This is a genomic window from Achromobacter ruhlandii (assembly GCF_002082135.1).
GTDB lineage: Bacteria > Pseudomonadota > Gammaproteobacteria > Burkholderiales > Burkholderiaceae_B > Achromobacter > Achromobacter ruhlandii.
The window spans coordinates 6,136,381-6,147,727 of the sequence record NZ_CP017433.1; the positions used below are offsets into that span (position 1 = coordinate 6,136,381).

11 protein-coding genes and 1 riboswitch are annotated in these 11,347 nt (G+C 67.2%); of the genes, 5 read left to right on the top strand and 6 right to left on the bottom strand.

Features of this window, described 5'->3' with window-relative positions:
* The first annotated feature begins 217 nt into the window (after nucleotides 1–217).
* The 5 genes from AruCF_RS27785 to AruCF_RS27805 all read left to right on the top strand — a co-directional run bounded on the left by AruCF_RS27785 (nucleotide 218) and on the right by AruCF_RS27805 (nucleotide 5,533).
* Entirely contained in the window at nucleotides 218–1,648 is a 1,431-nt protein-coding gene (locus AruCF_RS27785) for a circularly permuted type 2 ATP-grasp protein (RefSeq protein ID WP_049077017.1), read from the top strand.
* 2 nt (nucleotides 1,649–1,650) lie between these two features.
* The gene (locus tag AruCF_RS27790) at nucleotides 1,651–2,643 is read left to right on the top strand and encodes an alpha-E domain-containing protein (RefSeq protein ID WP_049077018.1); all 993 of its coding nucleotides are present in this window, start codon (nucleotides 1,651–1,653) and stop codon (nucleotides 2,641–2,643) included.
* A 13-nt stretch (nucleotides 2,644–2,656) separates the two neighbouring features.
* Nucleotides 2,657–3,460: a transglutaminase family protein gene (locus tag AruCF_RS27795; protein ID WP_049077020.1), complete on the top strand. Its 804-nt coding sequence runs from the start codon at nucleotides 2,657–2,659 to the stop codon at nucleotides 3,458–3,460.
* A gap of 55 nt (nucleotides 3,461–3,515) precedes the next feature.
* Nucleotides 3,516–4,379, top strand: a complete 864-nt coding sequence (locus AruCF_RS27800) for a proteasome-type protease (RefSeq protein WP_049077021.1) — start codon at nucleotides 3,516–3,518, stop codon at nucleotides 4,377–4,379.
* A gap of 155 nt (nucleotides 4,380–4,534) precedes the next feature.
* Complete coding sequence (locus tag AruCF_RS27805; RefSeq protein ID WP_049077023.1) at nucleotides 4,535–5,533, top strand: tripartite tricarboxylate transporter substrate-binding protein; 999 nt, start codon at nucleotides 4,535–4,537, stop codon at nucleotides 5,531–5,533.
* Nucleotides 5,534–5,700: 167 nt separating this feature from the next.
* Here the strand turns inward: AruCF_RS27805 and metF are convergent, their stop codons facing one another.
* The 6 genes from metF to AruCF_RS27835 form a co-directional block, all read right to left on the bottom strand.
* Nucleotides 5,701–6,543, bottom strand: a complete 843-nt coding sequence (metF, locus tag AruCF_RS27810; protein WP_049077025.1) for a methylenetetrahydrofolate reductase [NAD(P)H] — start codon at nucleotides 6,541–6,543, stop codon at nucleotides 5,701–5,703.
* A 137-nt stretch (nucleotides 6,544–6,680) separates the two neighbouring features.
* Nucleotides 6,681–7,016, bottom strand: a complete 336-nt coding sequence (locus AruCF_RS27815) for a phage holin family protein (RefSeq protein ID WP_006389784.1) — start codon at nucleotides 7,014–7,016, stop codon at nucleotides 6,681–6,683.
* Between the two features lie 120 nt (nucleotides 7,017–7,136).
* Nucleotides 7,137–8,555: an adenosylhomocysteinase gene (ahcY, locus tag AruCF_RS27820; RefSeq protein WP_049077027.1), complete on the bottom strand. Its 1,419-nt coding sequence runs from the start codon at nucleotides 8,553–8,555 to the stop codon at nucleotides 7,137–7,139.
* 101 nt (nucleotides 8,556–8,656) lie between these two features.
* Nucleotides 8,657–8,792: riboswitch (S-adenosyl-L-homocysteine riboswitch) on the bottom strand.
* A gap of 67 nt (nucleotides 8,793–8,859) precedes the next feature.
* Nucleotides 8,860–9,900 carry a glycosyltransferase family 4 protein gene (locus tag AruCF_RS27825; protein ID WP_049077029.1) on the bottom strand — a complete coding sequence of 347 codons (1,041 nt, stop codon included), beginning with the start codon at nucleotides 9,898–9,900 and terminating at the stop codon, nucleotides 8,860–8,862.
* A gap of 79 nt (nucleotides 9,901–9,979) precedes the next feature.
* A complete protein-coding gene (locus tag AruCF_RS27830; RefSeq protein WP_047993175.1) occupies nucleotides 9,980–10,216 on the bottom strand; it encodes a DUF1289 domain-containing protein in 237 nt (78 codons plus the stop codon).
* A gap of 209 nt (nucleotides 10,217–10,425) precedes the next feature.
* Nucleotides 10,426–11,322: an alpha/beta fold hydrolase gene (locus AruCF_RS27835; protein WP_049077033.1), complete on the bottom strand. Its 897-nt coding sequence runs from the start codon at nucleotides 11,320–11,322 to the stop codon at nucleotides 10,426–10,428.
* Nucleotides 11,323–11,347: the final 25 nt, after the last annotated feature.

Consider the following 11,347-nt stretch of genomic DNA (forward strand, 5'->3'; position numbering starts at 1 on the left):
CCCCCGGGGACCCGCCGCCCCACCCGCGCCACCGCTGTCTCGGTGCATCCGGAGGCTAGCCATCCGCCGCCGACCAGAGGATATTTACCTCCAGGCGGTATCCCGACCGCGCCAGCGCAAGCTGGCACACGGGTTGCTTATTCATTCAGACCGGCCACGCAAGGGCCGGCCAACGGCCGCGCCCAAGCCGGCCGTCAGCATCTGCAACGGAGGAGCCATGAAGGACAGATCATCCCGTCCCGCCGCCTATGACGAAATGCGCGACAGCGCCGGCGGCATACGCTCCCACTACCAGGCCTTCGAGCGCTGGCACCAGGAGCAATCGGCGGAAGCCATGGCGGCGCGCCGCCTGGAGGCCGACCTGAGTTTCCGGCGGGTCGGCATCACTTTTTCAGTGGCCGGCGACGCGGACGGCACCGAACGCCTGATCCCGTTCGACATGATCCCGCGCATCATCCCCGCCGACGAATGGCGCCGCCTGGAGGCCGGCCTGAAGCAGCGCGTGCGGGCGCTGAACATGTTCATCCACGACATCTACCATGGCCATGAAATCGTGCGCGCCGGCGTGGTGCCGGCCGAGCAGGTGTTCCTGAACGCCCAGTACCGCCCCGAGATGCAGGACGTGGATGTGGCCGAGGACATCTACTGCCACATCGCCGGGGTCGACATCGTGCGCGCCGGCGCCGGCGAGTTCTACGTGCTGGAGGACAACCTGCGGGTGCCGTCCGGCGTGTCCTACATGCTGGAGAACCGCAAGATGTCGATGCGGCTGATGCCCGACGCGTTCAGCCGCATCAAGGTCGAACCGGTGGCGCACTACCCCGACCTGCTGCTGGACAACCTGCGCGAAGTGGCGCCGCACGGCGGCGATGATCCCACGGTGGTGGTGCTGACGCCCGGCATGTACAACTCGGCCTACTTCGAGCATGCCTTCCTGGCGCAGCAGATGGGCGTGGAACTGGTGGAGGGCCAGGATCTGTTTGTCGAGCAGAACACGGTCTACATGCGCACCACGCAGGGGCCGCGCAAGGTGGACGTGATCTACCGCCGGCTGGACGACGACTTTCTCGATCCGCTGTCGTTCCGCGCCGACTCGGCGCTCGGCGTGCCCGGCCTGTTGTCGGTGTATCGCGCCGGCCGCGTGACCCTGGCCAATGCCATCGGCACCGGCATCGCCGACGACAAGTCCACCTACCTCTACGTGCCCGACATGATCCGCTTTTATCTGAGCGAGGAGCCGATCCTGTCGAACGTGCCGACCTGGCGCTGCGGCCGTCCCGACGAGCTGTCGCACGTGCTGGCCAACATGCACGAACTGGTGGTCAAGGAAGTGCACGGCGCCGGCGGCTACGGCATGCTGGTGGGACCATCCGCGACCCACGCCGAGGTCGAGTCGTTCAAGGATCGGGTGCGCGCCAATCCCGCCAACTACATCGCGCAGCCCACGCTGGCCCTGTCCACGGTGCCGACTTACGTTGAATCCGGCGTGGCGCCGCGCCACGTCGACCTGCGCCCCTACGTGCTGTGCGGCAAGGACATCCGCACCGTGCCCGGCGGGCTGTGCCGCGTGGCGCTGACCGAAGGCTCGCTGGTGGTCAACAGCAGCCAGGGCGGCGGCACCAAGGACACCTGGGTTCTGGAGGAATAACGATGCTGAGCCGAACCGCCGACAACCTGTTCTGGATGTGCCGCTACACCGAGCGCGCCGAGAACACCGCCCGCATGCTGGACGTGAACCTGCAGATGTCGCTGCTGCCGCAGGACGCGCAGACCCGCGAAGGCTCGTGGAACGCCGTGCTGCGCATCTCCGAGCTGCAACGGCTGTACCACGCCAAGCACGCCGCGGTGTCGCCGCAGGACGTGCTGCAGTACATGGTGCGCGACGCCGAGAACCCCTCGTCCATCTACAGCTGCATGCGCGCCGCGCGTGAAAACGCCCGCGCCGTGCGCGGCAGCCTCACCACCGAAGTCTGGGAGACCTACAACACCACCTGGCTGGAACTGCTCAAGCACCTGCACACCGGGCTGCTGGAACGCAACCCGGGCGAGTTCTTCGAGTGGGTCAAGTTCCGCTCGCACCTGGCGCGCGGCGTCACCATCGGCACCATGCTGGAGGACGAGGCGCTGTATTTCCTGCGCATCGGCATGCACCTTGAACGCGCCGACAACACCGCGCGGATGCTGGACGTGAAGTTCCACGAACGCGACGGCAACGGCAACGGCACGCCGCAACAACAGCAGGACGGCCGCGGCGAGGGCCATGCTTCGGGCGCCCTGCAAAGCGAGTTCTACCGCTGGTCCGCGCTGCTGAGCTCGGTGTCCGGGCTGGAGATCTACCGCAAGGTCTATCGCGATGTGATTACGCCCGACCGCGTGGCCGAGCTGCTGATCCTGCATCCCGACATGCCGCGCTCGCTGCTGGCGGCCATGCGGGCGGTATCCGAGGATCTGGCCCGTGTGTCCAACCAGCGCTCGACCGAAACCCAGCGACGCGCCGGCATGCTGTGCGCCGAACTGCAATTCGGCCGCGTCGAGGACATTCTGCGCAGCGGCCTGCACCAGTACCTGGAGCACTTCCTGGACCGCATCAACGACCTGGGCAACCGGATCAGCCAGGACTTCCTGGTGCCGTTGTCGGCATGACAAGGAGACAGGCATGAAACAGATCATCACGCACGTCACGCACTACCGCTACACCGCGCCCGTCAACTACAGCATCCAGACCCTGCGGCTGACCCCGCGCGACGACGAACACCAGCGCGTGCTGCGCTGGCACATTGAGGCGCCCGGCGCGCTCGAGCAGCAGGTGGACGCCTACGGCAACATCACCCACACGCTGACGCTGAACCGGCCGCACACGGAGATCGAACTGCGCGTGGTCGGGCAGGTATTGGTCGGCTCGCTGACGCAAGGCGCGCTGGGCGGCGAGGACAGCCGCCTGCCGGTGCACGCCTATTGCGTGCAGACGCCGCTGACGCAGGCCGACGACACCATCCTCGCATTCGTGCGCAATGCGCTGCCGGATGGGCTGAACACGCCCGCCGATGTGCTGACGCTGGCCGGCGCAATCTGCGACCGGGTCGCCTACGAGCCCGGCACCACCGACGTCACCACCGCCGCCGGCCAGGTGCTGGCGCTGGGCCATGGCGTCTGCCAGGACCACGCCCACCTGTTCCTGGCCTGCGTGCGCGGCCTGGGCGTGCCGGCCCGCTACGTCAGCGGCTATCTGTACACCACCAACGAACACGCGGCCAGCCACGCCTGGGCCGATGTCTGGCTGGCGGGCACCGGCTGGACCAGCGTGGACGTCACCAATCGCCAATTCGCGTCCGATTGCCACTGCCGCCTGGCGGTGGGGCGCGATTATGATTCCGCCTCCCCCGTGCGCGGCGTGCGCACCGGCGGCGGCGAGGAGTCCATGGAAGTCTCGGTGCAGGTGCAGACGGCATTGCAGCAATAACCCCGCCCGGCCACGCCGCAATACAATGCGGTGTGGTTTTTTCCCTTTTTCGATCATGACCTACTGCGTAGCCGCCCGCCTCGACGCCGGCCTGGTATTCCTGTCCGACTCCCGCACCAATGCCGGGGTCGACCAGATCAGTGTCTTCCGCAAGATGACCGTTTTCGAGCGCCCCGGCGAGCGCATGATGGTGCTGATGACCTCGGGAAACCTGGCCGTCAGCCAGGCCGTGCTGAACGCGCTGGCGCGCCAGCATGACGAGGGTGGCGAAACCGTCTGGAACGCGCCCGACATGTTCGAGGCCACCCGCCGGGTCGGCGCGGCGGTGCGCGCGGTGTACCACCGCGAGGCCGCGGCCTTGCACGAGCAGGGCGTGGATTTCAACGTCAGCCTGATCTTCGGCGGCCAGATCGGCACCGAACGCTGCCGGCTGTTCCAGGTGTATTCGGCCGGCAACTTCATCGAGGCCGGCTCCGAATGCCCATACTTCCAGATCGGCGAGGCCAAGTACGGCAAGCCTATCCTGGACCGCGTGCTGCGCCCCGATACCTCGCTGGACGAAGCCGCCAAGTGCGCGCTGATCTCGATGGACTCGACGCTGCGCTCGAACATCTCGGTCGGCTTGCCGCTGGACCTGCTGGTCTATGACGCCGACGCGCTGCGCGTCACGCACTTCGCCAGCATCGACGAGCACAATGAATATTTCCGCATGATCCGCGGCACCTGGGGCGAACGCCTGCGCCAGGTGTTCGCCGAGATCCCGGATCCGCTCTGGACCCGTCCGGAAGACCCGGGTTCGCTGGTGCCCGCCAGCCGGGAGCACCAGCCGCTGCGTGCCGAACCGGTGGACGTGCCACAGGTCGTCTATCCCGCGCCGCAAGTGCTGGCGGAGGACCCGGGCAAGGATCAGCCGAACTAGGGCTCGGACTTGTCCCACCGTACAAACCCGGCTTTCCGCTTCCCTAAACCCGGCTTGTAAAACCACAAATTCTCATCTCGCGGCTGGCGCGCCACACTGGCGCCAGCCCGCCATGCTTCGTCTTGCGGGTCGCCATAACACCATAAGGACGAGACATGACCCCGAATTTCCCGCGCGCCCTGCGGCGCCTGGCCGCGCCCCTGCTGGCGCTGGGCTGCCTGGCAGGCGGCCCGGCCACGGCCCAGGACAACTATCCCAACCACGCCATATCGCTGGTCGTGCCGTTCGCGGCGGGCGGCCCCACCGACGTCGTGGCCCGCAGCCTGGGGGCCGCCATGTCCAAGACCCTCGGCCAGAGCATCATCGTCGAGAACCGGCCCGGGGCGGGCGGCACGCTGGCGGCCACGCACGTGGCGCGCGCCGCGCCCGACGGGTATACCTTCCTGATCCACCACAACGGGATGGCGACTGCCCCGGCGCTGTACCGCAAGCTGCCATTCAATCCGCTGACCGACTTCGCCTATGTCGGCCAGGTGGCCGACGTGCCCATGACGCTGCTGGGCCGCAAGGATCTGCCGCCCGCCGACATGGTGGAATTCATCAAGTACGCGCGCGCCAACGGCAACAAGATCAACCTGGCCAATGCCGGCCTGGGGGCGGTGTCGCAGCTATGCGGCATGCTGTTGCAGGAAGCGCTGGGCACGCAGTTCACCACGATCCCGTATGCCGGCACCGCCCCCGCGCTGACGGCGCTGCTGGGCGGCCAGGTGGATGTGCTGTGCGACCAGACCACGCAGACCATTCCGCACATCAAGGCGCAGCGGGTCAAGCTGTACGGCGTGACCACGCTGGATCGCATCAAGACGCTGCCCGATGCGTCGACGCTGCAGGAAAGCGGGCTGAAGGGCTTCGAGGTCAAGGTATGGCACGGTGTGTACGCGCCCAAGGGCACCCCGCCGGAAGTGGTGGCGAAGTTCAATGCATCCCTGCGCGCGGCGCTCCAGGACCCCGCCTTCACGCAGAAGATGGCCGAGCTGGGCGCGGAAATCGTGCCCGAGGCCAAGCAGACGCCGGCCGGCCTGCAGAGCTGGCTGCAGTCGGAAGTGGACAAGTGGGGGCCGATCATCCGCAAGGCAGGCGTATACGCCGACTGAAGCGTCATGCGGGCCGTTGAGGCGCGCTTGCCGTCGCCCCCAGCCGGCCCCTCGCTGCCACGCGGCGCGCGTGCCGGTCAGGCGCGATGAGACCCTGACACGCCCGATAAAAAAGGCCGGCAATAGCTGCCGGCCTTTGCGTTACTGCGCGCTGCGCGCCGCGGGGATCACACGCTCAATTCCTTCCACACGGCCAACGGCGCTTCGGCGTGGTTGAGGGTGTAGAAGTGCAGGCCCGGCGCGCCATTGTCCAGCAGGTTCTGGCACAGCTCGGTGACCACATCCACGCCAAAGGCGCGGATCGAGGCCTTGTCGTCGCCGAACTCGGCCAGGCGCAGGCGGATCCAGCGCGGCACTTCGGCGCCGCACATTTCCGAGAAGCGCAGCAGCTGGGTGTGGTTGGTGATGGGCATGATGCCCGGCACGATCGGCACCCGCACGCCCTTGGCCTGGGCCCGGTCGACGAAGTCGAAGTAGGCGTCGGCGTTGAAGAAGTACTGGGTGATGGCGGCATTGGCGCCCGCGTTGACCTTGGCCACGAAATGATCCAGGTCCGCCGACGGATGGGCGGCCTGCGGATGCATTTCGGGATAGGCCGCCACTTCGATGTGGAACCAATCGCCCGTTTCCTCGCGGATGAACGACACCAGCTCGTTGGCATAGCGCAGTTCGCCGGCGTCGCCGCCCATGCCCGAGGGCAGGTCGCCGCGCAAGGCCACCACGCGCCGCACGCCTTCGTTCTTGTAGGCCTGCAGGATCTCGCGCAGGTCCTGGCGCGAGGCGCCGACGCACGACAGGTGCGGCGCCGCGTCGCAGCCCAGGTTACGCAGCGTGCGCACCGCGTCGGCCGTGCCGGCGCGGGTGGAGCCGCCGGCGCCGAACGTCACGCTGACGTACTTGGGCTGGATCGCCAGCATCTGCTTGGCCGCGCGGACCAGCCGCTCCTGGCCAGCCAGGTCGCGAGGCGGAAAGAATTCCAGGCTGAACGCCGGAGAAGTCGAGTCGGACATATCGGATCAGTTATCCATAGCGCCATGCGCATTGCATGAAACAGGTGCCGCCCCCTCGGGGCGCCGCGGAGCCGGCTTGGCCGGTCCGCTGGCACGCCCCCTTCGAGGGGGAACGCGTAGCGCTCGGGGGTGGGAATTCAGGGGATCAGTTTGGTAAGCAGGCCCGAGATGATGCTGTACAGGATCGCACCGCCCACGGCCCACCAGAACCCGTTGACCTGGAAGCCCTTCAGCACGGAGCCGACGAACCAGAACAACAAGGCGTTGATGACGATGAGGAAGAGACCGAGCGTGACGATCGTGATGGGCAGTGTCAGCAGCACCAGCACCGGCTTGACCAGCATGTTGACCAGGCCCAGCACCAGCGCGGCGATGAGCGCCGAACCGAAGCTGGCCACGGTGATGCCGGGCAGCAAGTAGGCAACGGCCAACAGGGCCACCGCGTTCAGGATCCAGACGAGTATCAATGCCATTGTTCGACCTCCTGTATTGACGCTCCGCGGTCCCGCCATCGCCAGGCGAGACGGGCAAGCCCCGCGGACCGGAAAGCCCGCGCCGACATGGCGCGGCACTTTCCTATTTTGCTACAAGCATCAGTAGCGGTAGTGATTCGGCTTGTAAGGACCTTCGACCGGAACGCTGATGTAGTCGGCCTGGTCCTTGCGCAGCGTGGTCAGGTTCACGCCCAGCTTCTTCAGGTGCAGGCGCGCGACCTTCTCGTCCAGGTGCTTGGGCAGCACGTAGACTTCGCCCGACTTGTAGGCTTCGTTGCGCGTGAACAGTTCGATCTGGGCGATGGTCTGGTTGGCGAACGACGACGACATCACGAACGAGGGGTGACCGGTGGCGCAACCCAGGTTCACCAGGCGGCCCTGGGCCAGCAGGATGATGCGCTTGCCGTCCGGGAAGATGACGTGGTCGACTTGCGGCTTGATCTCTTCCCACTTGCAGTCGGCCAGGCTGGCGACGTCGATTTCATTGTCGAAGTGGCCGATGTTGCAGACGATCGCCTGGTCCTTCATGGCGTTCATGTGCTCACGCGTGATGACGTGGAAGTTGCCGGTGGCGGTGACGAAGATGTCGCCGTGGGCGGCGGCTTCTTCCATGGTCACGACCTTGAAGCCTTCCATGGCGGCCTGCAGGGCGCAGATCGGGTCGATTTCGGTGACCCACACCTGGGCGCGCAGGGCGACCAGCGCCTGGGCGCAACCCTTGCCCACGTCGCCGTAACCGGCCACCACGGCGATCTTGCCGGCGACCATCACGTCGGTGGCGCGCTTGATGCCGTCGACCAGCGATTCACGGCAGCCGTACAGGTTGTCGAACTTGGACTTGGTGACCGAGTCGTTGACGTTGATGGCGGCGAAGGCCAGCTCGCCCTTCTGCGACATCTGGTACAGGCGGTGCACGCCGGTGGTGGTTTCCTCGGTCACGCCCTTGATCAGGGCGAGGCGGGTCGAGTACCACTTCGGATCACGCTCCAGCGTTTTCTTGATGGCGGCGTACAGCACGCGCTCTTCCTCGCTGCCGGGGTTGGCCAGCACCGAGATGTCCTTCTCGGCCTTGGTGCCAAGGTGCAGCATCAACGTGGCGTCGCCGCCATCGTCGAGGATCATGTTGGCGTTCTGGCCATTGGGCCATTCGAAGATCTTGTGGGTGTACTGCCAGTATTCTTCCAGCGTTTCGCCCTTGACGGCGAAGACCGGCGTGCCCGACGCGGCGATGGCGGCGGCGGCGTGGTCCTGCGTGGAGAAGATGTTGCACGAGGCCCAGCGCACTTCGGCGCCCAGGGCCACCAGCGTCTCGATCAGGACGCCGGTCTGGATGGTCATGTGCAGGCTGCCGGCGATGCGGGCGCCCTTGAGCGGCTGCTTGGCGGCGAACTCTTCGCGGATGGCCATCAGGCCGGGCATTTCGGTTTCGGCGATGGCCAGCTCGCGACGGCCCCAGCCTGCCAGCGACAGGTCGGCGACGATGTAGTCGGAGAAGGATTTATCGGTGACAGCGTTCATGGTGTGTAGGCTCCACGTGAATGACGAACGGCGCACGATACGGCCGGACAACGCGAAACCACCACGACAATCGAGTGCTCGCCTTTTCCGCCATACGCGACAAAAGGTGAGCGCCGTTGCTGTAACGCCGTGCGTGGCACGGCGCTTGAACAAGGATTCCTGAGCCTGGCGAACCGGGTTCCGCGGGCCATGGGACATGGCGGGAACCGCGAGGTCGTCGCAACGCTCCTCAGGATTGACGGGCATTGTACCGGTTTGGCCCGGGCGGTGGAAAGCCCGATATGCAATGTCGGATCGGCGGCGGTCAGCCTGCCGGGGCCAAGGGCCTGGCCAGCTCCGCGCCGGGGGTCAGCGGCACCAGCGATGCCAGCAGATCCGTGGCCACGGCATCCCAGCTGCGCGTCAGGGCGTGCTCGCGCACGGCGTGCCGGTCCAGCGGCAAGGCGGCGCGGCAGGCGTGGGCCAGATCGTCGTCCAGGAAACCGGTGACGCCTTGCGTCACCACCGCCAGCGGCGCCTCGCTGCGGAACGCCGCCACCGGCGTGCCGCAAGCCATGGCCTCCAGCATCACCAGGCCGAACGTGTCCGTCAGGCTGGGAAACACGAAGACGTCCGCCGCGCCGTAGAACGTCGGCAGGGCCTCGTCGTTCTGCATGCCCAGGAACACCGCCTGGGGAAAGCGCTTTTTCAGCCGCGCCTCGTCGGGGCCCGCGCCCACCACCACTTTGCTGCCGGGCAGGTCCAGCGACAGGAACGCATCCAGGTTCTTCTCGCGCGCCACCCGGCCGACCGACAGGAAGACGGGGCGCGGCAAGTCCTGGAACGCCCGGCCCGGGGTGGGCTGGAATTTGCGCGGATCGACCCCGCGCGACCAGATGCGCAGGTTGGCGAAACCGCGCCGCACCAGGATGTCGCGCACGGTCGGCGTGGGCACCAGCACGCATTGCGACGGTCGATGAAACCAGCGCAGGAAGCGCCACGGCAACGCGGCGGGAATGCCCATGCGCGCCTGCAGGTAGTCGGGGAACATGGTGTGAAACGAGGTGGTGAAGCGCCAGCCGCGCGACAGCGCCATGCGCCGCGCCGCCAGGCCCAGCGGGCCTTCGGTGGCAATGTGGAGCGCGTCGGGCACGATATCGCCCAGGATGCGGCGCAATTGCCGCCCCGGCTGCAGGCACAGCCGCAAATCAGGCTCCGAGGGGGCCGGCACGGTGCGGCTGCCCTGGGGATTCACCACGATCAGCTCGTGGCCCCAATCGGTGAGAATCTGCTGCATGGTCGTCCAGGTGCGGACGACGCCGTTGACTTGCGGATGCCAGGCATCCGTAACCAGGACGATGCGCATGATGGGGCCGGAAGTGGGCAATAGCGCGATTTAGCCCGCGCCATGTGACACCCTCAAGACCGCGCCCGGCGCCGCCGGCCTAGTTGTTGCGGCGGGGATACCCCTGCGCCTTGATGCGGATCCAGACCTCGCGCTTTTCCTCTTCCGTCATGAAGACCCAGTTGGCCACTTCCATGGCCGTACGGCCGCAGCCCCGGCAGATATCGTCGAACAGCGTGGAACAAACGGCAACGCAGGGGGAATCCGAGGCCCGGAAGGCGCGCTGGGCGTCCTCCGGTTCAGGCAATTCGGTCAGATCGGCAAAAGAGGGATTCATGGCCGAAGGTTACCACCGGCGGTGCGTCCCTTTTTGGATGGCCCTATCGCCCGCCGTGGCTTGATTGACAACAGGGCCAAGGGACCATCCAGGCCGCTGGCCTGACTGCCGGCCGGTGGCGACGGCCGGCGTGGAGGGCGATGGGAAGTCGCCAAGCAGGCTGCCGCGGCAGCCGCGCTGGTCCGTGCCGGCCGCGAGGGCAGCCGCCTCTATTCCCGCCCGTCCCAGCCTAAAAAGCCGGCCACTTCGCGCAGCAATGCGTCGGGCGTTTCCTCGGCCAGGTAGTGGGCGCCGGGCAGCGGTCCGCCCGTGACCTCGTCGGCCACCGCCCGCCACAATCCCAGCACATCGAAATTGCGCCCCACCGCGCCGCGCTCGCCCCACAGCACGCGCAGCGGCATGCGCAGGCGCTCGCCGGCCGCGCGGCCCTGGCGGTCGTGCTCCAGATCCAGCGTGGCGGAGGCGCGGTAGTCTTCGCAGATACCGGTGGCCCAACCCGGCAGGCGCGCGGCGCGTTCATACTCGGCCATCGCCTCAGCGGAGAAATGCGCCAGCCCGCCAGGCCGGCCGCCCATCACCGAACGCAGGTAGAACACCGGATCACGTTCGATCATGGTTTCGGGCATCGGCGCCGGCTGGATCAGCCAGAACCAGTGGTAGTAGGCCTGGGCGAAGGCGCGGGTGGTGTTTTCGTACATGTCCAGCGTCGGCGCGATGTCCAGCAGCATCATGCGTCCGACGGCGTCGGCATGGTCCAGGGCCAGGCGGTGCGCAACACGGGCGCCGCGGTCGTGGGCCAGCACATCGAAACGTTGATGGCCCAGGACGCGCATCAGCGCCACCATGTCGGCGGCCATGGTGCGCTTGGAATGCGCGGCATGGTCCGGCGTGGCGGCCGGCTTGTCGCTGTCGCCGTAGCCGCGCAGGTCGGCCGCCACGCACGTGTGGCGGCGCGTCAGCTCGGGCCACACCCGGTGCCAGATGGCGTGGGTCTGCGGATGGCCGTGCAGCAACAGCAGCGGCGGCCCCTGGCCGTCGATGCGGGCGGCGATGTGAATACCGTTGACCTCGTGGCGGCGCACGGGAAGATCGAAGAAAGCGGTCATTGCGGTCGGTGCCTCTCAGTCTGTG